The organism is Burkholderia sp. HI2714 (assembly GCF_002223085.1).
In the GTDB taxonomy this organism is placed as follows: Bacteria; Pseudomonadota; Gammaproteobacteria; order Burkholderiales; family Burkholderiaceae; genus Burkholderia; species Burkholderia lata_D.
In genome coordinates this window covers 119,318-145,199 of the sequence record NZ_NKFM01000067.1, presented here as the reverse complement: position 1 = coordinate 145,199, position 25,882 = coordinate 119,318, and the positions used below count along the sequence as shown (strand labels likewise).

The window sequence follows — 25,882 nt, the reverse complement described above, 5'->3', positions numbered from 1 at the left end:
CGCGCCCGGTTTCTTCCGACCATCGAGGGTTTCCATGCATCGCTATCCGTGGATCGACCTGCGCGCGCTCGGCGCGCAGGCAGGTGCCGTCGCGGCCGACGCAGCGAGGGCCGGCGCGTGCCGCTTCGTGGTGGCCGAGGCCGGGCGCGACACGTGCGCGCCTGGCGCGGCGGCGCAACTGTCCGTATCGACGCCGGGCGTCGCCACGCTGGTCGACGACCTGCATGCGCCGCTCGCAGGCGTTCGCGTGAGGATCGACGGCGCGGCCGATTTCGACGCCGCGCGCACCGCGATCGCGCGGCACACGCTCGTCCTGATCGACTACGCGCTCGCGACCACGGTCCCGCTCGAGCGCCTGCTCGCGGGTGTCCGCGAGGCCGCGTGCCGCATCGTCGTGTCGCTGGCCGATCCGCACGGCGCGGCCTACCTCATGCGCAAGCATGCGCAGTCGCCGGTCGACATTGCGTTCGCACCGCGCGATGCAGCCGCGTTGCGCAGCGTGCTGGCCGCGTGCGGCGAGCTGCGCGCGCGCGAGCCGCTGAAGCTGAAAACATTCGAGGTGCAGCGCGTCGAGCCGCTCGGCGTCGGGCTGCATGCGGTGATCGACGGCTGTTCGCAGCTGGACGGCGAAGAGTGCGTGCTGGCCGGCGCGAGCGCGACCAGCATGCTGCTCGTCGTCGCGGCCGGTGCCGCACACCCGCCGGGCCGGCCGCTCACGTTCGGCATCGACGCGGGCTCGGCCGAATCGTTCGTGTTCTGCGGCGGCGACCGCGCGCGCCAGCTTTCGCTGCTGCGTTCCGGCGAGCGGATCCTGACGGTCGGCGCCGCGGGCGACACGCGTGCGATCGTGGTCGGCCGCGTGCGGATCGAATCCGCGCCGCTCGTCGCGCTGCACGCGCGCAGCGCCTCCGGCGCGAGCACGCGCGTCGTGATGCGCGGCGACCGCGCAATACGGTTCCGGACCGACGACGGCGCGCGCGTCGGTCTCGCCGATGTCGCGCCCGGCGTCCGGCTTGCCGGCTACGAACCGGGCGCCGGCTGGGTGGATTGCCGGATGAGGGCCGCCGCGTCGCGTTCGGTCGTTTCCGTCAGCCGCTAGTTTCATCCTGTCACTCAACCTGCGTTATCCCCTTCGAAGGAGATTGGCCTTGAAGAAGCTTTCCTGGATTGACCTGCGCAACATCGGCGAGCTCGCGGACGAGATCACCGAGGAAGCGCTGCATGTCGGCGTGTCCGCATTCGTCGTGAAGGATGCGGAGCAGGCCGGGCGGCTGCCGCCGAGCGCGTGCAAGGTCGCGGTCGTCGATCGGCAGCCGGCCGATGCCGCGCTACTAGAGCAGGTGCAGATCATCCTCGTGAAGGATGGCCTGCCGGTCGATTTCGCGGTGCCGGACGGCGTCGAACTCGGCGTGTTCATCGAGGTGACGGGCGAGGCGACGCTCGCGCGTGCATGCGAGCTGTCGATCACGACGCCGTGGCTGCTCGTCGAATTCCTGCAGGACCCGAGCAAGATCCCGCTCGAGATCCTGCTGGCCGCTGCCGATCAGGCGACAGGCGAGCTGATCACGGTCGTCGCCGACCTCGAGGATGCGGAGGTCACGCTGAACGTGCTGCAGCGCGGCCCCGAAGGGGTGCTGCTCACGCCGACGCAGGTCGGGCAGGCGACGCAGCTCGTGTCGATCTGCAGCGACACGGTCGAGGATCTGCAGCTCGAGGAAATCGAGATCGTCGGGCTCACGCACCTCGGGCCGGGCGAACGGGTATGTGTCGACACCTGCTCGCGCTTCGAGCAGGACGAGGGCATCCTCGTCGGCTCGTATTCGACCGGCATGATCCTCATCAGCAGCGAGACGCACCCGCTGCCGTACATGCCGACGCGCCCGTTCCGCGTGAACGCGGCCGCGCTCCATTCGTACGTCGTTGCGCCGGACAACCGCACGCGCTATCTCGCCGAGCTCGAATCGGGTGCGGAGATCCTCGCCGTCAACGTGCAGGGCAAGGCGCGCCGCGTCGTGGTCGGGCGCGCGAAGGTCGAGACGCGTCCGCTGCTGCTGATCGAGGCGAAGAATGCCGCCAATCGCGCGATCAACATCATCGCGCAGGACGACTGGCACGTGCGCGTGCTGGGGCCGAAAGGCAGCGTGCACAACATCACGGAGCTCAAGCGCGGCGACCGCATCCTCGGCTACACGCTCGATGCGCAGCGCCACGTCGGCTATCCGATCCGGGAATTCCTGCACGAGCAGTGATCCGCATGCTTCATTGACGATGCGATCGCCCGGTGCGTCACGTGCCGGCGCGGTCGGTACATGTTCAGGAGTGCTTTATGGAAAATGCGGCAAAACAGGTGCTGGATACGCTGTTCGGACGGTGGCGCAGCCGGATCCTGTATGCGGGCACGCGGCTCGGCGTGTTCGATGCGGTCACGACCGACGCGCCGGTGTCGTCGGCCGCGCTCGCGGCGAAGCTCGACGTCGACGAGCCGCTGCTGTACCGGCTGCTGCGCGCGCTCGCGTCACTCGGCTTGCTCGACGAGGATACGCGCCGCGGCTTCCGGGCCACCGCGTCGGGGGCGCTGCTGCATGCGGACGCCCCGAGCACGCTGCGCGATTTCGTGCTGCTGCAGGAAGGGCCCGAGCATTACGCGATCTGGGCGCACCTGCCCGACATGGTGCGCGAGGGGCAGCAGAACGGCTTCGTCCGCGAGTTCGGCGCGATGGCATTCGACTATGCGAAGGACCACGAACGCTACCGGACCGATTTCAAGCGCGCGATGTCGAGCTTCTCGACCGTGCAGTCGGAACAGGTGGTCGATGCGCTGCGCGACGTCACGTTCGCGCCGGGCACGCATGCGTGCGACATCGGCGGCGGCCAGGGGCACATGCTGTGCAGTCTGCTGCGGCGATTCCCGTCGCTGACCGGCGTCGTGTTCGACCTGCCCGAAGTGATTGACGGCGATGCGGATGACTGGGCGCAGCGGATGGGCGTGAGCGCACGCTGCAGCAAGGCGGGCGGCAACATGTTCGACGCGGTGCCGGCGGCCGATGTCTACCTGCTGAAGCTGATCCTGCACGACTGGAACGACGACGAGTGCGTGGCGATCCTCAAGCGGGCACGCGAAAGCGCCCGGGACGGCGCGCGCGTGTTCGTGATCGAACGGGTCGTGCCGGCGCCGGGCGTCGCGCATTTCTCGAAGCTCTACGACATCCACATGATGTGCTGGGGCAGCGGCCGCGAGCGCACGCGGGACGAATACGATGCGTTGCTCGAAGCCGCCGGCTGGCGGCCCGCCGGCGTCCGCTCCGCGCCGGACGGGCAGATCGACGTGATCGAGGCCGTCGCCGCGTAGCGCACGCCGGGTGCGCCGGGCGCGTCAGGCGGCGGGCGGCTCGCGGGTTTCGAGCCAGGTCATTTGCGGCTTGAGGATCGCGAGCGTCGCGCGAACCGCCTTGTTTTCGTCGCGCTGTTCGATCGCGTCGAGCACCGCCTGGTGCGCCCGCATGTCCGGCTCGGGGATCTCGGCCTCGTCGAGTTCGACGAGGATGTCCTCGACGTTCGCGAGGATCGAGCCCGAGAAGTAGCGATACAGCGCTTCGAGCGCGTGATTGTGCGATGCGGCGGCCACGGCGATGTGAAACGCGCGGTCGCGCTCGACGAACTTCTTCACGTCGCGCGACGCTTCGCGCTCGCCACGCGCCTTCAGCAGCTTGCGCAGCGTCGCGAGATCCTCGTCGGTGCGCCGGCGCGCCGCGTAGCGCGCGCATTCCGTTTCGAGCATGCACTGCAGTTCGAGGTGATCGCTGCGCGCGGCGCGATCGACGTCGCGCATCGTCTCGGCCGGATCGACATTGCGGCGCACGTAGGTGCCGTCGCCCTGACGCACTTCGAGCACGCCGGAATACGCGAGCGTGCGAACCGCCTCGCGCACCGTGTTGCGCCCGACTTCGAGCTGCTTCGCGAGATCGAGCTCGGTCGGAATGCGCTGACCGACGCGCCAGATGCCGGAAGTGATATTGGATTTGAGGATATCGATCGCCGAATCGACGAGCGAGTGTCGGATGGCCGGGGGCAGGCTTGACATTGCGGGTTTCGCTTGAAGCTTGAGGGTGTCGCTATCCTATCATCCGATCAATCGTTTGGTCGTTCAGGATAACGATATTCAAACGTGACATTTTGTTAACGTCAGACGAATAAACCTGCGGCCGACCGTTGCGTGCCGTGCATTCGTTGATTGCTTCCGCCGGCATTTACCGGCGTTGCGTCGACGTAAATGATTCCCATTCGCTGTTCAGTCGAGGTCGCCGTTGCACGAGCGGCCCTTCTTCCGACTCGAGGGCGCGGCGTATCCGCCGACGTCCGTCTCCGCTTTCCGGATAACCCGAGATGAATCGATCACACACCGGCCGCCGTGCGCGGCCAGGACTTCCGTTGCCGCGCGCGGCGTGGCGACGCGTGCCGGGCTGGGCGGCCGCACTGGCCTGCACGGTCGCGATGCCGGTTGCCGCTGCGGCGCCCGATACGCCGGACGCGGGCGAGCCCGCGAATGCGCCGATGCTCGCGCCGATCGTCGTCGACGGGCGGCGCGAGACGGGCGTCGGCCCCGTGCAAGGGATCGCGGCCGATGTGTCGCGCGCGGGCACCAAGACCGACACGGCGATCGTCGAGGTGCCGCAGGGCCTGTCGGTCGTCACGCGCGAACAGATGGACCGGCAGGACGTGCACAGCGTCGGCGACAGCCTGCGCTACACGCCGGGCGCCTACGCGGACTCGCGCCCCGGCGGCGTGCTCGAGAGCGTGTTCCTGCGCGGCTTCGGCGGCTTCGCGGCGGCGGCGATCAATCCGCAGATGCTCGACGGCCTGCCGCTGCCGAAAGGCGTGAACTGGGCCGCGAGCGTCGTCGATCCGTGGACGCTCGAACGCATCGACGTGCTGCGCGGCCCGGCGTCGGTGCTGTACGGGCAGGCGAGCCCCGGCGGCATCGTCGACATGGTCAGCAAGCGGCCCACGCGCGATGCGCAGCACCTGCTCGCCGTGCAGACCGGCAACCGCGACCGTGGACAGCTGGCGTTCGATTTCAGCGGACCCGTGACGCAGGACGGCACGTGGCGCTACCGGATCGACGGCCTCGCGCGCCGTGTCGACGAGCAGATCGATTATTCGCGGCAGCAACGGATCGTCGTCGCGCCGTCGCTGACGTGGCAGCCGAATGCCGATACGAGTTTCACGCTGCTGGGGTCGTTCCAGCGCGATCCGCACAACAACTTCGCGGGCTGGCTGCCGGCGGTCGGTACGCTTTGGCCGGATTCGGGAAGGCGGATACCGACGCACTTCTATCCGGGGCTGCCCGGTTTCGACACGTACGACCGCACGCAGGCGATGATCGGCTATGCGTTCGAGCATCGTTTCAACTCGACGTGGAAGGTCCGGCAGAACGTGCGCTATACGCATCTCGATGTCGACTTCGCGGGCGCGGCGGTCAATTTCGTCGCGCCTTATCTGGCGCCGGGCGTGCTCAACCGTTCGCTGTCGTGGTCGCGCGAGCACGTGAACCATCTCGCGCTCGACAACCAGGCCGAGATGCGTGTAATGACGGGGCCGGTCGAGCATACGGTGCTGGCCGGGCTGTCGTATGAGCATGCGGTGGCGAATCTCGTCGGCTCGGGCTTCGGTGCGGCACCGCCGCTCGATACGCGTGCGCCCGATTACGGGCAGCCGTTTGCGGTGCCGCCGGTCGCGCAGCAGACGCGTCAGACGCCTGACCGGATCGGCGTCTATCTGCAGGATCAGGTGCGCTGGGATCGGTGGGTGTTCACGCTCGGCGGGCGGGAGGAGTGGTCACGCACGACGACCGACGACCTGCTGCGATCCGCGAGCGTGCGGCAGAGTACGCGTGCGTTCACCGGGCGCGCGGGGGCGGTCTATCTGTTCGATAGCGGCTTTGCGCCGTACATGAGCTATTCGACTTCATTCGAGCCGGCGCTCGGCACGCGTTTCGATGGCCAGCCGTTCACGCCGACGAAGGCGAAGCAGTTCGAGGTCGGGTTGCGTTATCAGTCGCCGGATCGGCTGCAGAACGCGTCGATCGCGGCGTTTGATATTCGCCAGCGCAATGTCCTGACTGCCGATCCCGAGCATCCGTTCTTCAGTGTGCAGACGGGGGAGGTGCGATCGCGCGGGATCGAGCTGGAAGGGCGTACGCGCGTGTGGAAGCAACTGGATGTGATTGCCGCGTACACGTATCTCGATACGACGGTGCAGGCCGATACGGATCCGACCGTGGTCGGCAAGCGCGTGGCGGCGGTGCCGCGCCATCTCGCGTCGCTCTGGCTGGACTATGCGGTGGAGCGGCCGGGGTTGCGCGGGTTGAAGGTCGGTGGCGGTGTGCGTTATGTCGGGCGCAGCGCGGGCGATAACGTCAATACGTTCGATGTGCCGGCTGTCGTGCTGTTTGATCTCGGGCTGTCGTATGACTTGGGTGTCGAGCGGCCTGCATGGAAGGGGTGGCGCGTTGCGGCGCATGTGAACAACCTGTTCGACCGGACTTATGTGTCGTCGTGTTTTTCGGCGGGCGGGTGTTTCTATGGCACGCGGCTGATGGTGACGGGGGATGTCAGTTATCGGTGGTGACGGGGAGACGATCGCGACGCCGGGGCTGCGCGTGAGCGGCTTTCCCGACCGCGCTGCCGCCCGGATACACTGACGCCTTCGCCGTATGCGTCGCGGCAGCGTGGGCCGTCGGCTGCGGATTCGTGGAGAGATCACCCATGAGCGTCGTCGTTCGTCGAAACCGGATCGCCATCCGCTTGTGCCGGGTGCTCATCTCGGGCGCATTGGTCGCTTCCGTCGTCGGCTGTGCGGCGACGGCGATCGACGACACGTCCATCGCCCCCGATCTGCATGAAACCGTCGTCAAGGTTCCGGTCGATGAGGGGGCGAGCACGCGGGACATCGTCGCCACCACCTACATGCCGGACGGCCCCGGGCCCTTTCCGCTGATTGTGCTGAGCCACGGCAGCCCGCCCGATCCGCGCGACCGGCCGAAGGTGCGCCTTTATCGCGCGTTGCCGCAGATCCGGACGTTCGTGCAGCTCGGCTTCGCGGTCATCGTGCCGATCCGCCGCGGGTACGGGGCGACAGGCGGGGTCGATGCAGAGGATGCGGGTTCGTGCCGGCATCCGGATTACCTCGCTGCCGGCCAGCAGGCCGCGCGCGATGTGCTCGCAGCCGTGCGGTATGCGCAGACGTTGCCGCAGGTGGATCGAAACCGCGTCGTGCTGGTCGGCCAATCGGCGGGCGGTTTTGCTTCGCTGGCGGCGGCGAGCTACGCGCCGCAAGGGGTGGTTGCGGTGGTGAACTTTTCTGGTGGGCGTGGGGGGAACCCGACGACTCATCCCGGCATGCCCTGCGATCCGAAGCAGATGGCGGACACGATCGGGCATTTCGCGAGCACGACGCGGGTGCCGGTGCTGTGGCATTACGTGCAGAACGACAAGTATTTCGCGCCGGAGGTCGTGGCGACCTGGTTTGCCGCGTTTCAGGGGGCGGGTGGGCGCGGGCAGATGGTTGTCGAGCCGCCGTTTGGCAAGAACGGGCACGGGATGTTTGCGGTCAAGGAGGCGATACCGATCTGGTTGCCGCACTTCGAGGCGTTTGTTGGGCCGTTGGTGGCGGTGAAGTAGGGGCACCAACGGCCTTTTGCAACGCTCGTTGCCGATCCGTACGAGCCCCCGACTTTCCCGATAACGGGCTACTCGTATCGATCAATTGGCGTTGATCGATTTTAGTTCGAATCTGGACAATTCGTATTCTTCCCAGGATGTCGGGCACAGCGCGACGGCAGTTTCGAAATTTTTCGCTGCGTCATTTGTTTTGCCGCTTGCCAGATTCATCTCACCAATATAGGTTTCGGCTTCACATTGGCGTATTTTGAGTGAATCCGCGTTGCCATTGACCGTCGCTTGCCTGAGTTGGGCTGCGCTTATTTTCGAGAGGAAAAAATCAATGATCGGACGGGGCCAGGCAGTCTGATCCTGCAATTTCGATGTTTCGCTTTCCAGGCTTTCCCGGTCGTCTATTTTCTGTCGTTGCGATATCAGATGCTTCCAGATGAGCATGTATTCCACGGATTGAGAACTGCTTGAATCCCTGTTGTTCTCCAGCCATCTGTCAACGCCACGTGATGCAGTTGCGTAGCGTTTTGTATAGAAATTCAACTTGATGTCGTTTTGCACGGCATCCCAGTTTTGCGAATCGAGTTGCAACGATTTTTCCAGATAGCGGCGGGCGTCGTCATATTTCCCCATCGACAGGGACACTTGCCCGAGATTCATATAAGTGGTTGACGAACTGTTGTCCGCCGCGAGCGACGCATTCAGCTTGTCTATCGCAACTTGGTATAATCCCATGTCCGCAAATGCCATCGCATAACTATCCTTTATCTCAACACTCTTCGGGTCGAGGCTCATCGCCTTTTCCAGATCTGCGAGGGCATGCTCGAAATCCAGTTTTTGCTTGTAGGCACTCGCCCTGGATTCATAGATTCCAGGATCTGATGGATCCAGTTTAATCGCCTCTGTAAAAGCGATTATCGCATTGTCATATTTTTCCGAGATTTTGTAATTCAGGCCGGCAAGATGATAGAGGTTTGTCGCAAATTTATAATTGGTGCTGGTATTTTTTATGATTGTTGCTGCGGCGACTGCATCATCTGCGGATTTTTCTCGCTCGTGAATCGTGCTGTATACAATGTTTCGGCCCAGGAACGCATCAAGAAGCGGGTAGGCGTCCAGTGCGGCGGTGTAATAGTTGATGGCGAGCGGGTAATTTCGATCCTTGAACGCGGCCCGTCCAAGTTGAGCGAGCGTGACGGATGTCCGTTGTGCGTTCGTCGAGTCGACCGACGACGGTGGCGGCACGGTGTCGGGGATCGTCAACTCGGCGGACGGACTGGCCGATGCACCGGTTACGAAGGTGGAAGTCAACAACGTTGCCAGAAGAATGGACAGGAGCGGTCGGTTCATGCGTCGGTTCGTATTTTTGAGCGTGTAGTTTGTATGCAGTGCACGTACGTGTTGCCGGTGGGTTTGTTCCGACCGCTGACGTGAGAAAGATTACCCGTTTAGCTGGCGACGGAGGCGGATATATCGATCGATCACTCTCGGTCACGGATGGCTATGAATTCTGGTTCCGGTCGGTTTCGCCGCGACGCACGCGACGGGCAGACAGTATCCCGAGATCGAGTGTGGCGTTGTCAATGAAAGTCAAAAGAATGACGGCCGTCACGGCGTTGCAGATCGATGATCGGCAATCCAAGGGCGGGTGGCGGAAAGCGGCCAGTGGGTATTCACGGACAACGAGTCCCGGAATCGTCAAAGGCGATAATCCGCGTGATGGAGCCTGTTCACGCGATGAAAATCGAGGCTGTGTTCATCGACGTCGGCGAAACGCGGGTCGATGAAACACGCGACGACTATCTCGGCGTATCCCTATATACGTTTCACGCGTCCCTCATGTCCGTGATCGAGTGGGGCGAGCATCATCGCCGCGTGTTCGACCGCAATGAGAGCCAGTGGCGATTTCGCGGTGTTCCGCCGGGCCGCAATCGCCCGCCAGCGCGGCACACATGCCGCGGAATAAGTGAGCCCGACGCCCGAGGCGCTGCCCAACCTGGCCCCGGACCACCCCGCGCGGCATGGCAATTGCTCGCCCCATTCCCAAAACCACCAAACCCACTTTCCCCCAAACCCCCATCCAGCCAGCCTCTCCCCGCTCAACCCCCAAATCCCGTGGCCGATTTTGTCACCACATGGGCCGGATATGACAATAAGAATCGCCCGCCCTAGGATTACGATGCCTCACGTCGTCGCCCGGGCCTGAGCCGGTTTCCCGCCTCTCGCCCCATCGCGCCCCTCATATATCGTCTGATTGGAACATCGACCATGAGCTATCACGCCCCCGTCAAGGACATGCTGTTCGTGCTGAAGGAACTGGCCGGCATCGACGCCGTTGCGCAGTTGCCGGGCTTCGAGGATGCCGGTTACGACACGGCGCAAGCCGTGCTCGACGAATCCGCGAAATTCTGCGGCGAGGTGCTGGCCCCGCTGAACGTCGAAGGCGACCGCAACCCGAGCAGCTGGAAGGACGGCGTTGTGACCGCGACGCCGGGTTTCGGCGAAGCATTCCGCCAGTTCGTCGAAGGCGGCTGGCAGGGGCTGCAGCATCCGTCCGAATACGACGGCCAGGGGCTGCCGAAGCTGATCGCGACGCCGTGCATCGAGATGCTGAACGCGTCGAACCTGTCGTTCGCGCTCTGTCCGCTGCTCACCGACGGCGCGATCGAAGCGCTGCTGACGGCCGGTACCGATGAACAGAAGCAACGCTACGTGCCGAAGCTGATCTCCGGCGAATGGACCGGCACGATGAACCTGACCGAGCCGCAGGCGGGCTCCGATCTGGCGCTGGTGCGCTCGCGCGCCGAGCCGCAGGGCGACGGCACGTACAAGGTGTTCGGCACGAAGATCTTCATCACGTGGGGCGAGCACGACATGGCGGACAACATCGTCCACCTGGTGCTGGCGCGCACGCCGAACGCGCCGGAAGGCGTGAAGGGCATCTCGCTGTTCATCGTGCCGAAGTTCCTGGTCAACGACGACGGGTCGCTCGGCGCGCGCAACGACGTGCACTGCGTGTCGATCGAGCACAAGCTCGGGATCAAGGCGAGCCCGACGGCGGTGCTGCAGTACGGCGACCACGGCGGCGCGATCGGCTACCTGGTCGGCGAGGAAAACCGCGGCCTCGAATACATGTTCATCATGATGAACGCGGCGCGCTTCGGCGTCGGGATGCAGGGCATCGGCGTGGCCGACCGTGCGTACCAGAAGGCGGCCGAATTCGCGAAGGAACGCGTGCAGAGCCGCCCGGTGGACGGTTCGGCCAAGCAGTCGGTGACGATCATCCATCACCCGGACGTGCGCCGCATGCTCGGCACGATGCGCGCGCTGACCGAAGGCGCGCGGGCGCTGGCCTACGTGGCCGCCGCGCACAGTGACATTGCCCACCGCCATTCGGACGAGGCGACGCGGGCCCGTCATCAGGCAATCTACGAGTATCTGGTGCCGGTGGTGAAGGGCTGGAGCACGGAGATGGTGAACGACGTGGCGAGCCTGGGCGTGCAGGTGCACGGCGGGATGGGCTTCATCGAGGAGACGGGCGCGGCGCAGTATTACCGCGATGCACGTATCCTGGCGATCTACGAAGGCACGACGGCAATCCAGGCGAACGACCTGGTCGGCCGCAAGACGATGCGCGACGGCGGCGCGGTGGCGAAGGCGCTGATCGCGGAGATCGGCGACACGGTGGCGGCGCTGGGCAAGCTGGACGGCGCGGCGGCCGCCTCGGTGAAGGCGCAACTGGAGAAGGGCGCGAAGGCGCTGTCGTCGGTGGTCGATTACGTGGTGGCGAACGTGAAGCAGGACCCGAACGCGGTGTTCGCGGGCAGCGTGCCGTACCTGAAGCTGGCGGGCGTGGTGCTGTGCGGGTGGCAGATGGGCCGCGCGCTGGTGGCGGCGCACGCGAACCGCGCGAGCGACCCGGCGTTCTTCGATGCGAAGATCGCGATCGCGCAATGCTATGCGGAGCACGTGCTGGTGCAGGCAGGCGCATTCGAAGCGTCGATCGTCGGCACGAAGGGCAACGAGGGCGTGCTCGCGTTGACGGAAGATCAGTTCTGACCGGCTGACGGTCGGGACGCAGGAGGAGACAGGATTTTGACCACACAGGACTTGCTCGCGCAGTACGGCCCGCGCGAATCGATGGAATACGACGTCGTGATCGTCGGCGGCGGCCCCGCCGGGCTGTCGGCGGCGATCCGGCTCAAGCAGCTGGCCGCCGAGAAAGGCACCGAAATCGGCGTGTGCGTGCTCGAGAAGGGCTCCGAGATCGGCGCGCACATCCTGTCGGGCGCGGTGATGGACCCGCGCGCGATCACCGAACTGTTCCCCGACTGGAAGGAACGCGGCGCGCCGCTCGACGTCGAGGTGACGGAAGACCGCTTCCTGTTTCTTTCCGAGAAAAGCGCGGTCACCACGCCGAACTGGGCGCTGCCCGCCAACTTCCAGAACCACGGCAACTACGTGATTTCGCTGGGCAACGTCACGCGCTGGCTTGGGACACAGGCCGAAGCGCTGGGCGTCGAGATCTTCCCGGGCTTCCCGGCCGCGGAGATTCTCTACAACGACGACGGCTCGGTCAAAGGCGTCGCGACCGGCAACATGGGCGTGGGCAAGGACGGCGAGCCGACCGAGAACTTCCAGCTCGGCATGGAGCTGCACGCGAAATACACGCTGTTCGCCGAAGGCTGTCGTGGCCACCTCGGCCGCCAGCTGATCTCGAAGTTCAAGCTCGACGCGAACGCGGATCCGCAAGCCTACGGGATCGGCATCAAGGAACTGTGGGAAATCGACCCAGCCAAGCACAAGCCGGGCCTAGTGATCCACACGGCCGGCTGGCCGCTGAAGTCGGACACCTACGGCGGCTCGTTCCTGTATCACATGGACAACAACCAGGTCGTGGTCGGCTTCGTGGTGGGCCTCGGCTACACGAATCCGTACCTGTCGCCGTTCGAGGAATTCCAGCGCTACAAGACGCACCCGTCGATCCGCGCGTTCCTGGAAGGCGGCAAGCGCGTGTCGTACGGCGCGCGTGCGATCACGGCCGGCGGCCTGCTGTCGCTGCCGAAGACTGTGTTCCCGGGCGGCGCGCTGATCGGCGACGACGCGGGCTTCCTGAACGCGTCGCGGATCAAGGGCAGCCACGCGGCGATCAAGACCGGCATGCTGGCAGCCGACGCGGCATTCGACGCGGTGCAGGCCGGCCGCCAGTCGGACGAGCTCAACGCGTACCCGGACGCCTTCAAGCAGTCGTGGCTGTACACGGAGCTGTACCGCGCGCGCAACTTCAAGCAGTGGATGGCCAAGGGGCTGTACCTCGGCACGCTGATGGTCGGGCTCGAGCAGAAGGTGATGGGCGGCAACGTACCGTGGACGCTGCATCACAAGCATGCGGACCACGAGATGCTGAAGCCCGCCTCGCAATGCCAGCCGATCGAGTATCCGAAGCCGGACGGCAAGCTGACGTTCGACAGACTGTCGTCGGTATTCATCTCGAACACGAACCACGAGGAAAACCAGCCGGCGCACCTGACGTTGAAGGATGCGAACGTGCCGGTGAACGTGAACCTGCGCACGTACGCGGGGCCGGAGGGGCGTTTCTGCCCGGCGGCCGTGTACGAGTTCGTGAAGAATGACGACGGCAGCGATCGCCTGGTGATCAACGCGCAGAACTGCGTGCACTGCAAGACCTGCGACATCAAGGACCCGACGCAGAACATCGTGTGGGTCACGCCGGAAGGCGGCGGCGGGCCGAATTACCCGAACATGTAACGCAACGCATCCCCGCGCCTGCGGGCGCGAACGAACCGGAGTGAGACGATGAGCAATGCAGCGAAAGAAGTCGTGGTGGTGAGCGGTGTCCGTACCGCGATCGGTGATTTCGGCGGCAGCCTGAAGGATTTCTCGCCGACCGACCTCGGCGCGAAGGTGGTCGCCGAAGTGCTGTCGCGTGCGAACGTGCCGGGCGACGCAGTCGGGCATGTCGTGTTCGGCCACGTCGTGAACACCGAGCCGAAGGACATGTATCTCGCGCGCGTCGCGGCGATCAACGGCGGTGTGGCGCAGCACACGCCCGCGCTGACCGTGAACCGCCTGTGCGGTTCGGGCCTGCAGGCGATCGTGTCGGCCGCGCAGACGATCATGCTCGGCGATGCCGACATCGCGATCGGCGGCGGCTCGGAAAGCATGAGCCGCGCCCCGTACACCGTGCCGGCCGCGCGCTTCGGCCAGCGCATGGGTGACGGCAAGCTCGTCGACATGATGCTCGGCGCGCTGCACGACCCGTTCCAGACGATCCACATGGGCGTGACGGCCGAGAACGTCGCGGCGAAGTACGGCATCTCGCGCGACGCGCAGGATGCGCTGGCGCTCGAATCGCATCGTCGCGCGGCGCGCGCGATCGCGGAAGGGCGCTTCAAGGATCAGATCCTGCCGATCTCGATCCGCACGAAGAAGGGCGAGGTCGCGTTCGACACCGACGAGCACGTGCGTCACGACGCAAGCGCGGACGATTTCACGAAGCTGCGCCCGGTGTTCGCGAAGGAAAACGGCACCGTGACGGCCGGCAACGCGTCGGGCATCAACGATGCGGCCGCGGCCGTGCTGATGATGAGCGCGGACGCCGCGCGCGCGCAGGGCGTGAAGCCGCTCGCCCGCCTCGTCGCGTATGCGCACGCGGGTGTCGATCCGGCGTACATGGGCATCGGCCCGGTGCCGGCCACGCAGAAGGCGCTCGAACGCGCGGGCCTGAAGATCGGCGATCTCGACGTGATCGAGGCGAACGAGGCATTCGCGGCCCAGGCGTGCGCCGTCACGCAGGAGCTCGGTCTCGATCCGGCGAAGGTCAACCCGAACGGCTCGGGTATCTCGCTCGGTCACCCGATCGGCGCGACCGGTGCACTGATCACGGTCAAGGCGCTGTACGAACTGAAGCGCATCGGCGGGCGTTACGCGCTCGTGACGATGTGTATCGGCGGCGGCCAGGGGATTGCTGCGATCTTCGAGAACATCTGATAATCGAGCGCTCAGCACCCGAACACACAGGAAATTTCATGGCCATCGAAATTGTCGGCGTCGTGGGCGCCGGAACCATGGGCAACGGCATTGCGCAGACCGCCGCCGTTGCGGGTCTCAACGTCGTGATGATCGACGTCAGCGACGCGGCGCTCGAAAAGGGCATCGCGACGCTGAAGGGCAGCCTCGAGCGGCTCGTGTCGAAGGACAAGCTCGACGCCGCCACGCGCGATGCGGCGTTGGCACGCATCACGACGTCGACCGACTACGCGAAGCTCGCAGCGGCCGATATCGTGATCGAAGCCGCGACCGAGAACGTCGAGCTGAAGGGGCGCATCCTGAAGCAGATCGAGGCCGTCGCGCGGCCCGAAGCGATCATCGCGACCAACACGTCGTCGATCTCGATCACCGCGCTCGCGGCGCCGCTCGCCGATCCGGCGCGCTTCGTCGGCATGCACTTCTTCAACCCGGTGCCGCTGATGCCGCTCGTCGAGATCATCCGCGGGCTGCAGACGAGCGACGCGACCGCGTCGGCGGTGCGTGAGCTGACCGAGCGTTTCGACAAGTCGCCGATCGGCGTGCGCAATTCGCCGGGCTTCGTCGTGAACCGGATTCTCGTGCCGATGATCAACGAGGCGTTCTTCGTGCTGGCGGAAGGCATCGCGTCGGCCGAGGAGATCGACGCGGGGATGAAGCTCGGCGCGAACCACCCGATCGGGCCGCTCGCGCTGGCCGACCTCGTGGGCCTCGACGTGTGTCTCGCGGTGATGGACGTGTTCGTGAAGGACTTCGGCGATCCGAAGTATCGCGCGTGCCCGCTGCTGCGCGAGATGGTGACGGCTGGCAGGCTCGGGCGGAAGACCGGGCGTGGGGTGTACGACTACAGCAAGTAAGCAGAGGGCTGGAAAAGCTTCAACGCGGGTGGCGAGTCGTGCCGGATGGTGTCGTTCATCCGGTGCGGTTCGCCACCCGCGTTTTTCATTTGTGGAAGTGGCTCGCCGAATCCTGTCCGCAGGGCAGTGACGCATGCGCGTTGTCTCGCGACCGGATATAAGCGGGCCGTGCCGGCCGGTTGAATTGTTTCTCGATTCGATTTTAATTTTAAAATAGTTTAACTAATTAACTACGATATCTTTCATGTAGATTAAATTGACGTTTCAATATGTAATGTTATATCTTGGTTGCCCAAAAACAACCGAGAGAAAATAAAGTGGCAATAAACGAGGGGTTTCAAAAAAAACGCTGCTGGTCGGTCATCGTCGCGTGTGCGGCATTCGCCGGACTGGCCGGCACCGCATCGGCCAATACCGAGCCGGCGCAGCAGACGCAACCCAGGCAGGCGCGCATGCCTCGCGTGCCGCAGAATCTGCCGGTGTCGCCGGAGCAGGCGCAGTACAACCTGCCGCTCAGCGAGCAGGATCGCGCGGCGCTGGCCAGGCCTTCGCCGCTCAAGCAGCCGGCCACGCGCAGCAAGCGCAGCACGTCGGGCGCTGATTGCCGCGACATGTCGGTGATGACCCAGTATCGCGGCGCGGCACTCGCCGATTACATCGCGAATCTTCCCGATTACGAATGCCATTACGGCCTGTTCTCGGTCGATAAAGCGCAGGCCACACAGATCTTCAATGCCGAAAACGTGCACGCTGTCGCGGGTCGTTTCGTGCAGGAAATCTATAAATACGATGCGAGCAATTTGATCCTGGTCAATTTGCTGATTTATCTGCGTGCCGCTTATTACCAATATGATGTATCGGGCATGGCGAACCCGATTCCGAATCTCGCGGTGTCGCTGCGCCCGTATATCAAGCAAAGCCTGGAGGGTGATGCGCTCTATCGCGACAATGCGCGTGCGCCGAGCACCGCGAACGAACTGATGAAGCTCATCACGAACATGCGGGACGAAGCGTACTACCTGCCGACGCTGAAGAACCGCATCGCGTCCTACACCGTGAGCGCGGCGAATCCGCAGGCAGCGGCGCCGCTGCTGCAGCGCAGTGCGGCGGGCGGCTTCACCGGCTTGCTCACGGTGTTCTTCTACGCGCACCAGCGCAGCGGCGCGCAGCCGATGCTCGACAGCGATGCGACGCTCCCGGAGACGCTCAACCGCTTCGTCACCGCGAACCGCGCGAGCCTGTCGAACACGAGCGCCGCCTATCAGCTGGCCGACGCGGCCCGCGAAACGTTTCGCTTCCTCCGCTATCCGGCGCAGAAGCCGCGCGTGAAGAAAATGATCCAGGACATGCTCGCGTCGACGAGCATGACGGGCGCGGACAGCGACCTCTGGCTCGCGGCGGCGGAAGCGGTCGACTACGGCGATCCGGGCAACTGCGCGGACTACGGCACCTGCGACTACAAGAAGCGGCTGACCGACGCGGTGCTCTCGAATCGCTACGCATGCAATGCGGGCGTGCGCATTCTCGCGCAGGACATGACGATGCCGCAGCTGCAGTCGGTCTGCACGGCAGTCGCACGGCAGGACGACTACTTCCACCGGATGATGAAGACCGGGCGCAAGCCGGTCGCGGGCGATCGCAACGACACGATCGAACTCGTCATTTTCGATGACTACGCGAACTATCGAAAATACGCGTCGGTGATCTACGGCATCAGCACCGATAACGGCGGCATGTATCTCGAGGGCGATCCGTCCGCGCCCGGCAATCAGGCGCGCTTCATCGCGCACGAGGCATCGTGGCTGCGGCCCGAGTTCAAGGTGTGGAACCTCGAGCACGAGTTCACGCACTATCTCGACGGCCGCTACGACATGGCGGGCGACTTCTCGGTGAGCACCGCGAAGCCGACCGTGTGGTGGATCGAAGGCGTCGCCGAGTATCTGTCGAGAAAGAACGACAACCCGGAGTCGATCGACGCGGTGCGCACGGGCGCGTACCGGTTCTCGGACGTGCTCGGCACGCGTTACGCGTCGAGCGACTACGTCGCGCGCGCGTACCGGTGGGGCTACATGGCGACGCGCTTCATGTTCGAGCGCCATCGCGCGGATGTCGACACGATCGTGTCCCGCTTCCGGGTGGGCGATTACGACGGCTACGCGAACTATGTCGCGTACATCGGCAATCGCTACGACACCGAGTTCGCCGACTGGGCGCGCAGCGCGACGACGGCGGGCGAGCCACCGGTGCCGGCGAAGCGCTGACCGGCACGGGCCGGCGCCGCGTGATCGGGCGCCGGCCTCCGATCGTCACACCCGCTCTGCCCGGGTGCTCCGCGCCGGCCTGCACGAACGGTTGCGCTTCCCGGACGTCAGTCATGCACCATCGGCATCGCGCGCGTCTATCGCGCGCTTTTCTTCCACGACCGAAACAAGTCCAGCAGCGCGCGGCACGGCGTGGACGTTGCGCCACCCCGTCGCCATACCGCACCGACGTCCATCGTCGGGACGGTCACACTCAGATTGCGGCGGCTGATCCGGTTTCCTTCCAGAGACCAGGGACGATAAACGAGATCCGACAGGATCGTGACGCCTTGTCCGAGCGCCACGAGGCTTCTGACGGCCTCGATCGATTTGCTCTGCATCCAGACGTTCGGCGTGATCCCGTAGCTTCCCCAGTACTTGCCGACGGTGCGCAGGTGCTCGTCCATGTCCAGGAGCAGGTAGTTTTCGCGCGCGACGTCCTCCAGCGTGACCCGATGCGCCTCCTGCAGCGTGTGCTCGGGCTGCGTGCCCGCGACATCGTCGGGTTCACGTTCACGCAGCTGGTGGTGCATTTGCCGCTGGTGATTTTCATGCTCTGGGCCCTTGCGAGCACGCTCAGCTACCATCCGCCAGTCATGCCGTGACGAACGTCGGGCCGGTTTGCCGCCGGCGGATCGCGTGTCCGGCAGGCGCGGTGTGAAGTCGGTGCCGGCCGCGTACTTCGTTTGACACGACTACGCGCCCAGCACCGACAGATCCCGCGGCAGCACACGCTTGAACATCGCGAGCATCTGCTGCGCCGCCTTCGGCGGCAGCGTGATCGCATGGCGCACGGCCGCCGCGATCTGGATCATCATCAGCTCGGCGAATGCGCTCCGTTGCGCATGCGGGACATCGGGCGCCACTTCGCCCAGCGCATCCGCGAACAACCCCGCCAGGAATTCCCCGTCTGCCCGGTCGAGTGCCTGCAACGCGCGGTCGGCCTGCGTGGCCCGCCAGATGTCGCGCATCAGCGGCTCGTCGACGAACATCCGGTAGTAGCTGTCCGTGATGCGGGCGAGCGTGGCGTGCAGGTCGTCGAGCGTCTTCAGCGTCGCGAGGTCGCGTCGCACGCAGACGTGGCCGGCTTCGTTGTAGCGCTCCGCGAGCGTGCCGATTACGGCCGCCTTGTCCGGAAAATACTGGTACAGCGAACCGAACGAGATGCCCGTGCGTTCGACGATGTCGCTCATCCGGAACGCGTCGCAGCCTTTCTCGATCATCACTTCCGACGCGCACGCGAGGATCCGCTCGAACCGCTCGCGGCTGCGCTGCTGCGTCGGCACCAGCCTCGCGCGCGACGGTGTATCCGCCGTGTCCGCTGTCGCGGCGGGCCCATCGTTCTGCCCCGATTTTTGTCGGCCCATGCCGCCTCCAGAAAAACTTGACCTTGCTAATGCGAGAGTCTATCGTGTTTTCGAAACGCGAGACATTCTCGCATTTTAGTCAAAGGAGACGGTCATGTCGGCACTTCCCATCCTCATCGTCGGCGGTTCGGGCAAGACGGGCGCCCGCGTCGATGCCCGGCTGCGTGCGCGCGGCATCGCGACCCGGCCCGTGTCGCGCACGTCGGCCGTCCGCTTCGACTGGACGGCGCCCGACACGTGGCCGGCCGCGCTCGACGGCGTATCGGCCGCGTACGTGACCTACCAGCCCGACCTGGCCGTCGAAGGCGCAGTGGACGCGATCGCCGCATTTGCACGGCTTGCGCGGGAGAGCGGTGTCGAGCGCGTGGTGCTGCTGTCCGGGCGCGGCGAGCCCCGCGCGCAGGCCGCCGAGGCCGCGCTGCAGGCGTCGGGCGTCGCTTGGGGCGTGGTGCGCGCGAGCTGGTTCAACCAGAACTTCTCCGAGGGCTACCTGATCGACGGCGTGCTGGCCGGCGAAGTCGCGCTGCCGGCCGGCGCGGTGCGCGAGCCGTTCGTCGACGCGGACGACATCGCGGACGTCGCCGTGGCCGCACTCACCGATGCGCGCTTCGCGAACCGCGTGATCGAGGTCACGGGCCCGCGCGCGCTGACGTTCGCCGAAGCGGTCGCCGAAATCGCACGGGCCGCGGGCCGGCCGGTCGTCTATCGCGAGATTCCGGCCGCTGCGTTCGTCGCCGGAATGCGCGAGGTCGGCGTGCCGGAGCCGGTCGTCGCGCTGCTCGACGATCTGTTCAGCGTGGTGCTCGACGGGCGCAACAGCGCGGTGACGCACGGCATCGAAGCGACGCTCGGGCGGCCGGCGCGCGATTTCGCCGACTATGCGCGCGCGACGGCCGCCGCCGGCGTGTGGAGCGCACGATCATGATCGCGCTCGCGACCGCCGCCTTGCTGTGGGGCTCGGCCATCGGCTGCGGGCTGATGGCCGGCGTGTATTTCGCGTTCTCGACGTTCGTGATGACGTCGCTCGGACGGATCGCGCCGCAGGCTGGCGTGGCCGCGATGAACGCGATCAACGTCGACATCGTGCGTTCGCCGTTCATGCCGCTGTTCCTCGTCACGACGCTGATGGCGCTCGCACTGGTCGTGCTCGCGCTGTTCAATCGCGAGCAGCCGGGCGCGATGCTGGCGGTCGCCGGCGGCGTGCTGTACGTGTTCGGGATGTTCGCGGTGACGATGGCCGTCAACGTGCCGCTCAACGATGCGCTCGCCGCGGCCGATCCGTCGACCGCGCAGGGCGCGGCGCTGTGGACGCGCTACGTGCACGACTGGACGATGTGGAATCACGTGCGCACGGTGGCGTCGGCAGCCGCGTGCGTGTTTTTCATCGCGGGGATCGCGGCGCGGTAGTGGGGGCGAGATATGCGCTACGCATAAAACGCCGACGGCGACACGCCGAAATGTCGCTTGAACATCGCGGAAAACGCGCTCTGGCTGCTGTAGCCGTGATCCATCGCGACGGTCAACACCTTCTCGCCGTGCGCGAGACGCTTGAGCGCGAGCAGCAGCCGCGCCTGTTCGCGCCAGCGGCGGAAGCTGAGCCCCGTCTCGCGCTGGAACGCGCGATGGAGCGTGCGGACCGACAGGCCGAGCAGGTCGCCCCATTCTGCGATCGTGCGCGTGTCGTCGGGCGCGGCGACGAGCGCGTCGCAGATCGTGCGCAGGCGCGGGTCGTGCGGCCACGGCAGGTACAGCGGCAGCAGCGGCGCGACCGTCACCTCGGCGAGCAGCAGGTGCATCAGGTGATCGTGGCGCGAGCCCGGCGCATAGTCGAGCGGCACGTCCACTGCGGCGAGGATCAGCTCGCGCAGCAGCGGATGCACTTCCACGACGCAACTCCGCGCGGGCAGGTGCTCGACCGCGCCCGGTTCGACGAACACGGTGCGCATCTGCACGTCGCCGCTCATCTGCACCGTGTGGTCGAGACCGGCTTCGAGCCACACGCCGCGCGTCGGTGGCACGACCCACGACGCGCCTTCGGACTGCACGTGCATCACGCCCTCGATTGCATAGAGCAGCTGCGCGCGGCGATGCCGGTGCGGCGCGATCGACGTGCCGTGCGTGTACGTCGCCGCCATCGCCGATACGGGCATCGGCGTCGATTCGAAGCGCAGGTGGGCACCGGGCGGCGTGGACTCGAGTGTCCGATTGGCGACAAGTCGTGACATTTTGGCGTGAGACAGGCAGTTGGGCGGGCGGGCACGATGGCGTTCCCATCCACGCCAGACCCCTGTCAGGATATTAATCCGTCGAATGCGATGAACAAGTCTCCTTTTCTGTTTCCCTTCTGCGCGATCGCGCTGTGGGCCGGCAACGTGGTCGTGTCGAAGCTGTCGGCATCGACGATCGACCCGTCGGCGATCACCTTCTACCGGCTGCTGCTCGCCGTCGCGCTGATGAGCGTGTTCACGCTGCGCTCCGCGTGGCGCAATCGCGCGGTGCTCGTCGCGCACCTGCCGAAGCTCGCGGTGCTCGGCTTTCTCGCGATGGCGCTGTTCCAGAGCCTGTCCTACGAGGCCGCGAAAACGACGAGCGCGACCAACATGGCGATCATCACGGCGCTCGTGCCGCTGATGACGATGCTGCTCAGCTCGCTGCTGATCGGCGATGCGCCGGGCGCGGGCATGGTGGGCGGCGGGGTGCTGTCGCTCGCGGGCGTGGTCTACCTGATCGCCGAGGGGCATCCGACGACGATCGCCGCGCGTGGCGTGCATGCGGGCGACCTGCTGATGCTGGCCGCGTCGGCCGCGTATGCGCTGTACGGTGTTCTGCTCAAGCGCTGGCGTATCGGTGCGCTGCCGGCGTGGCAGTCGACCTACGTGCAGGCGCTCGCCGCGCTCGTCTTCATGGTGCCGATGCTGCTGCGCTTGCCCGCGCAGGCGGCGTGGCCGACGCGTGCGAGCGTGCCGCTGATCCTGTATGCGGGCGTGCTGGCGTCGGTGGTGCTGCCGTATCTGTGGATGCAGGGCGTGCGGCTGCTCGGCCCGAGCCGCTGCGCGATGTTCATGAACCTGTTGCCGGTGATGACGGCCGGCGGCGCGATCGTGCTGCTCGGCGAATCGCTGCGGCTGTATCACCTGATCGGCGGCGGAATCGCGCTCGTCGGCGTCGCGATCGCGCAGCGGTTTCCGTTCCAGGCGAGCACATCGCAAGGGGGGCGGCAATGAGCGGCGACCGCGATTTGCAGAACCTGATGGCCGCGCTGCCGGACGCGCGTGCATCCGTGGAGAGCCCGGCGCTTGCGCACCAGCTCGAACGGATTGCCACCGCGCTCGAAGCGCTGGCGGGCACCGGCCAGCCGGCACCCGTCGACTTCGACGCGGCCCTTGCATTCCGCTGGCGCGGCTTCGACGGCGGGCCGCGAACGGCGCCGCTCGAACCGGTCGCGGCGCCCGCGCTCATCGCGTTCGATGCGCTGCGCAACGTCGAGCGACAGGTGGCGATCGTCGAACGGAACACGCGGCAGTTCGTGCGCGGCTTCGCGGCGAATCACGTGCTGTTGACCGGCGCGCGCGGCACCGGGAAGTCGTCGATCGTGAAGGCGTGCCTGCATGCGTTCGCGCCGCACGGGCTGCGGCTGATCGAGGTCGGCAAGGAGCAGTTGAGCGATCTGCCGGCGATCGTCGAGCTGGTGCGGGCGCGGCCCGAGCGATACATCGTGTTCTGCGACGACCTGTCGTTCGAGGCGGGCGAGACCGGCTACAAGGAACTGAAGACGGTGCTCGACGGCTCGGTCGCGAGCGACCTGTCGAACGTGCTCGTGTACGCGACGTCGAACCGCCGCCACCTGATGCCCGAGCAGGCGAGCGACAACGCGAACGTGTCGCGCGCGGAGAACGGCGAGCTGCATCCGGGCGACGCGGTGGAGGAGAAGATTTCGTTGTCCGAGCGATTCGGGATCTGGGTGACGTTCTACGGATTCACGCAGGATGCGTATCTCGCTGTCGTCGAAAGCCGGCTTGGCGAGGCCGGGTTCGATGCCGAGCAGATTCGCGCGGCGCGCGAACCGGCGCTGCAGTGGGCGCTGGAGCGTGGCGCGCGGTCGGGGCGGATCGCCGCGCAGTTCGTGCGGGATTATGCGGGGCGGCTCGCGGACGAGGGCGACGGGGGCGAACCTGCGCACGCGTGGCGCACGAGTTGAGCCGGGCGCTACAACACCCGTTCCGACAATACCTTGAACGCGACATCGGGGACGACGAAGCACATCGGTTCGCCGGTCGCGCCGATGCGCGCGAGGAACTCGCCGCCGCCGACCGGTTCGACCGGCTTCAGCGGCCGGACGGCGTCGATGTCGATCGGCAGGTCGATCGACGCATGGGCGAGGCGGTCGCAGTCCGTGACATGCGCGACGGCCGCGTGCTGCAGCGAGAGGTAAGCGATGGCGTCGCGCCAGCTTTCGAAGAAAGGCGCGAACGCCGCGGGTAGCGTGTAGTCGTCCGACAGGGCCGCCGAGCAGTGGAAATCGGGCGCGCTTCCTCTGCCGCCGGATAGCAGCGTTCGATACCGTCCGTCCTGCGCGGCATGCGTGAAGCGCTCGGCAAGATGCGACGGCAGCGCGTCGCTGAAGAGCCGGCTGCCGAGCGCATAGAGCGGATGGTCGAACACGTTCTTGACGAACAGCACCGTGCGATCGGCCGGCCTGCCGCCCGGCAGCGCATCGACGTAAAGCCGCCAGTTGCTTTGCAGCGGCGACGGGAATACGCGTCGCAGCGGGCCCGCGATACGCGGGCCGAAATGGCGGTGTGCATAGGTGAGGATCGTGAACGGCGTGCGGCCGTCGCGGCTCGCGAGCGTGACGCCGCGCGGCACGAGGTGGGCGACCGCGGCGACATCGACGAGCCACGTGCAGTACACGACGTTCTCGACCTCGCTCGCGAGCTGCAGGAACGGCAGGCGCGACAGCAGCGCGCGGCGTGTGCGCAGCAGCGGGCGGTTCGCGACGAGCCGGTTGGCGAGGCGGCCGATGGGGCCGGCGGATGGGTAAACAAAGGCGTTGTCTGGGCGCATGAACGGCATTGTGCCGGTGGCGCGAAGCGGGTGGAAGAGGCGTCGCGGCGCCCCTGTCGGAACTGTCAGTGTCTGCCTGTGACGGTCAGAGATCGTGGATGACCTGCGCGACGAGCGCCGTGACGCCCGAGTCGTTGCAGGCAACGAAGTGCCACTGGCCGACGATCGTTACGCGGGTGCCGATTTGCCATCGAAAGCAGAGTGCGTCATGTACTTTCAAAGTGTTGCACTGAAGGCCCTCATCACGTCGGTTCGGGACGAGCACTATGGCGTAGTCGGTGTGCGCAAGGTCTGGCATCCGTTGCTGTGCGACGGCGTGAAGGTCGCGCGGTGCACGGTCGGCCGTTTGATGAAGGCGATGGGCGTCGAAAGCGCGCGGCGAGGCCGTCGCATCGAGATTGCCCGGCGATTGACGGGTTGTCGCATTCGATCGCCGCCGGGTCAATTTCTTCCTCCGCGGGCTGCGTCGATTTTTTCGGCTTGACCTCGGGCGTGCTCGCGGCGAATATTTATCCAATCGGATAAATGGCGGCGATGAAGGAGAACGGACTTGAGCGAATCGGATCGACCGGTCGCTGGCGCGCGCGCGTGTTGCGCGCCGCGGCGTGAAAATTCATGTGAAGGTGTTGTGGCCCCGGTGTCCGAGCCCGAGCGGCTGGTGCATGCAGCGCCGGCGAATGTGCGTGCGTGGGGAGAAAGCGCCGTCTGGTTCGACGGCGGGGCCAGTTGGGTGGGCACCGATGCGCCGGTCATCAAGGCGGACGGCGAGGGGCCGCGTCGGAAGGTGCATCTGAGATCGTTCGGTATCGATCGGCATGCCGTGACGAACGAGCGATTCGCGGCGTTCGTCTCGGCGACCGGATATCAAACGGATGCCGAGCGATTCGGATGGAGCTACGTGTTCGACGCCTTTCTCGAACCGGACTGCGTTGCCGAGGCACCGGCGCACGTGCCCTGGTGGCGGTCGGTGCCGGGCGCGTACTGGGCCGCACCGGAAGGGCCGTCTTCGTCGCTTGACGGGCGCGGCATGCATCCGGTCATCCATGTTTCCTGGAACGACGCGGCCGCGTTTGCCAGCTGGTGCGGAGGGCGTCTGCCGACCGAGGCCGAATGGGAGCATGCGGCGCGAGGCGGCCCCGGTGCCCGACGTTTTCCCTGGGGAGACGAGGAGCCGGCGGAAGACGCGATCTACTGCAACATCTGGCAAGGCCGTTTTCCCGATCGGTATAGCGGCGGCGACCGCTCCTTTGGAACGGTGCGGGTCGATGCGTTCGCGCCGAATTCGGCGGGCCTCTACAACTGTAGCGGCAACGTCTGGGAGTGGTGCGCGGATCCGTTTCGCGTCAGGTCGTTGTCGAGCGCCGGCAAGGCGAGGGATCGACAGGCGGTTTCGGATCGGGAGCACACGCTGAAAGGCGGCTCATACCTGTGCCATCGAAGCTATTGCTATCGCTACCGGATCGCGGCCCGCACAGGGCGGCCCAGGGATACTTCCGCCGGGCACACGGGGTTTCGCGTGGCGTACGATCCGGCGCCGAAGTAAGGCCGAGCCCGACGGCCTGCCGTCGGGCCCGGTG

Annotated in this window: 21 protein-coding genes and 1 pseudogene; 16 read left to right on the top strand and 6 right to left on the bottom strand. The window is 65.9% G+C overall.

Going from position 1 to position 25,882, the window contains the following annotated elements; genetic code table 11:
• Positions 1 to 34: 34 nt before the first annotated feature.
• The 3 genes from CFB82_RS37345 to CFB82_RS37335 all read left to right on the top strand — a co-directional run bounded on the left by CFB82_RS37345 (position 35) and on the right by CFB82_RS37335 (position 3,349).
• A complete protein-coding gene (locus CFB82_RS37345) occupies positions 35 to 1,099 on the top strand; it encodes a 3-dehydroquinate synthase II family protein (RefSeq protein WP_089487330.1) in 1,065 nt (354 codons plus the stop codon).
• Positions 1,100 to 1,148: 49 nt separating this feature from the next.
• Complete coding sequence (locus tag CFB82_RS37340; RefSeq protein WP_089487329.1) at positions 1,149 to 2,249, top strand: 3-dehydroquinate synthase II family protein; 1,101 nt, start codon at positions 1,149 to 1,151, stop codon at positions 2,247 to 2,249.
• A 77-nt stretch (positions 2,250 to 2,326) separates the two neighbouring features.
• The gene (locus tag CFB82_RS37335; protein WP_089487328.1) at positions 2,327 to 3,349 is read left to right on the top strand and encodes a methyltransferase; all 1,023 of its coding nucleotides are present in this window, start codon (positions 2,327 to 2,329) and stop codon (positions 3,347 to 3,349) included.
• 24 nt (positions 3,350 to 3,373) lie between these two features.
• Here CFB82_RS37335 and CFB82_RS37330 read toward each other — a convergent pair whose 3' ends face one another.
• Positions 3,374 to 4,081, bottom strand: a complete 708-nt coding sequence (locus CFB82_RS37330) for a FadR/GntR family transcriptional regulator (RefSeq protein WP_089487327.1) — start codon at positions 4,079 to 4,081, stop codon at positions 3,374 to 3,376.
• Between the two features lie 302 nt (positions 4,082 to 4,383).
• Between CFB82_RS37330 and CFB82_RS37325 the strand changes: the two genes are divergently transcribed.
• Together CFB82_RS37325 and CFB82_RS37320 are read left to right on the top strand one after the other, a co-directional pair.
• Complete coding sequence (locus tag CFB82_RS37325) at positions 4,384 to 6,627, top strand: TonB-dependent siderophore receptor (protein WP_256990670.1); 2,244 nt, start codon at positions 4,384 to 4,386, stop codon at positions 6,625 to 6,627.
• 137 nt (positions 6,628 to 6,764) lie between these two features.
• Positions 6,765 to 7,679 carry an alpha/beta hydrolase family protein gene (locus tag CFB82_RS37320; protein ID WP_089487325.1) on the top strand — a complete coding sequence of 305 codons (915 nt, stop codon included), beginning with the start codon at positions 6,765 to 6,767 and terminating at the stop codon, positions 7,677 to 7,679.
• A gap of 81 nt (positions 7,680 to 7,760) precedes the next feature.
• Here the strand turns inward: CFB82_RS37320 and CFB82_RS37315 are convergent, their stop codons facing one another.
• On the bottom strand, positions 7,761 to 9,020 hold the full coding sequence (locus CFB82_RS37315) for a tetratricopeptide repeat protein (RefSeq protein WP_089487324.1): 1,260 nt from the start codon (positions 9,018 to 9,020) through the stop codon (positions 7,761 to 7,763).
• Between the two features lie 918 nt (positions 9,021 to 9,938).
• Here CFB82_RS37315 and CFB82_RS37310 point away from each other — a divergent pair.
• The 5 genes from CFB82_RS37310 (at position 9,939) to CFB82_RS37290 (ending at position 17,835) form a co-directional block, all read left to right on the top strand.
• A complete protein-coding gene (locus tag CFB82_RS37310) occupies positions 9,939 to 11,729 on the top strand; it encodes an acyl-CoA dehydrogenase (RefSeq protein ID WP_069250176.1) in 1,791 nt (596 codons plus the stop codon).
• An 81-nt stretch (positions 11,730 to 11,810) separates the two neighbouring features.
• Complete coding sequence (locus tag CFB82_RS37305; protein WP_373558912.1) at positions 11,811 to 13,439, top strand: electron transfer flavoprotein-ubiquinone oxidoreductase; 1,629 nt, start codon at positions 11,811 to 11,813, stop codon at positions 13,437 to 13,439.
• Positions 13,440 to 13,487: 48 nt separating this feature from the next.
• Positions 13,488 to 14,681, top strand: coding sequence for a beta-ketothiolase BktB (gene bktB / locus CFB82_RS37300; RefSeq protein ID WP_089487322.1), 1,194 nt, complete (start codon positions 13,488 to 13,490; stop codon positions 14,679 to 14,681).
• Between the two features lie 38 nt (positions 14,682 to 14,719).
• The gene (locus tag CFB82_RS37295) at positions 14,720 to 15,574 is read left to right on the top strand and encodes a 3-hydroxybutyryl-CoA dehydrogenase (RefSeq protein ID WP_089429495.1); all 855 of its coding nucleotides are present in this window, start codon (positions 14,720 to 14,722) and stop codon (positions 15,572 to 15,574) included.
• A gap of 323 nt (positions 15,575 to 15,897) precedes the next feature.
• On the top strand, positions 15,898 to 17,835 hold the full coding sequence (locus tag CFB82_RS37290) for a collagenase (RefSeq protein WP_089487542.1): 1,938 nt from the start codon (positions 15,898 to 15,900) through the stop codon (positions 17,833 to 17,835).
• A 137-nt stretch (positions 17,836 to 17,972) separates the two neighbouring features.
• Here CFB82_RS37290 and CFB82_RS37285 read toward each other — a convergent pair.
• Positions 17,973 to 18,362, bottom strand: a pseudogene (locus tag CFB82_RS37285) (LysR substrate-binding domain-containing protein); the annotation flags it as partial.
• Positions 18,363 to 18,569: 207 nt separating this feature from the next.
• Positions 18,570 to 19,241 carry a TetR/AcrR family transcriptional regulator gene (locus CFB82_RS37280; protein ID WP_089487321.1) on the bottom strand — a complete coding sequence of 224 codons (672 nt, stop codon included), beginning with the start codon at positions 19,239 to 19,241 and terminating at the stop codon, positions 18,570 to 18,572.
• 94 nt (positions 19,242 to 19,335) lie between these two features.
• On the opposite strand from CFB82_RS37280, the gene CFB82_RS37275 reads away from it, so the two are divergent.
• Positions 19,336 to 20,166: an NmrA family NAD(P)-binding protein gene (locus tag CFB82_RS37275; RefSeq protein ID WP_089487320.1), complete on the top strand. Its 831-nt coding sequence runs from the start codon at positions 19,336 to 19,338 to the stop codon at positions 20,164 to 20,166.
• Positions 20,163 to 20,648, top strand: coding sequence for an anthrone oxygenase family protein (locus tag CFB82_RS37270; protein WP_069250347.1), 486 nt, complete (start codon positions 20,163 to 20,165; stop codon positions 20,646 to 20,648). The genes CFB82_RS37275 and CFB82_RS37270 overlap by 4 nt, the downstream gene beginning before the upstream one ends.
• Before the next feature lie 17 nt (positions 20,649 to 20,665).
• Here CFB82_RS37270 and CFB82_RS37265 read toward each other — a convergent pair whose 3' ends face one another.
• The gene (locus CFB82_RS37265) at positions 20,666 to 21,466 is read right to left on the bottom strand and encodes an AraC family transcriptional regulator (RefSeq protein ID WP_089449307.1); all 801 of its coding nucleotides are present in this window, start codon (positions 21,464 to 21,466) and stop codon (positions 20,666 to 20,668) included.
• A 90-nt stretch (positions 21,467 to 21,556) separates the two neighbouring features.
• On the opposite strand from CFB82_RS37265, the gene CFB82_RS37260 reads away from it, so the two are divergent.
• Both CFB82_RS37260 and CFB82_RS37255 read left to right on the top strand, forming a co-directional pair.
• A complete protein-coding gene (locus CFB82_RS37260) occupies positions 21,557 to 22,465 on the top strand; it encodes a DMT family transporter (protein ID WP_089487319.1) in 909 nt (302 codons plus the stop codon).
• A gap of 26 nt (positions 22,466 to 22,491) precedes the next feature.
• A complete protein-coding gene (locus CFB82_RS37255; protein WP_179255516.1) occupies positions 22,492 to 23,439 on the top strand; it encodes an ATP-binding protein in 948 nt (315 codons plus the stop codon).
• An 8-nt stretch (positions 23,440 to 23,447) separates the two neighbouring features.
• Here CFB82_RS37255 and CFB82_RS37250 read toward each other — a convergent pair whose 3' ends face one another.
• A complete protein-coding gene (locus CFB82_RS37250) occupies positions 23,448 to 24,314 on the bottom strand; it encodes a DUF2071 domain-containing protein (protein ID WP_089487317.1) in 867 nt (288 codons plus the stop codon).
• Positions 24,315 to 24,399: 85 nt separating this feature from the next.
• On the opposite strand from CFB82_RS37250, the gene CFB82_RS37245 reads away from it, so the two are divergent.
• Entirely contained in the window at positions 24,400 to 24,789 is a 390-nt protein-coding gene (locus CFB82_RS37245) for an IS3 family transposase (RefSeq protein WP_143751029.1), read from the top strand.
• A 66-nt stretch (positions 24,790 to 24,855) separates the two neighbouring features.
• A complete protein-coding gene (locus CFB82_RS37240; protein ID WP_089487315.1) occupies positions 24,856 to 25,848 on the top strand; it encodes a formylglycine-generating enzyme family protein in 993 nt (330 codons plus the stop codon).
• The last annotated feature ends 34 nt before the right edge of the window (positions 25,849 to 25,882 follow it).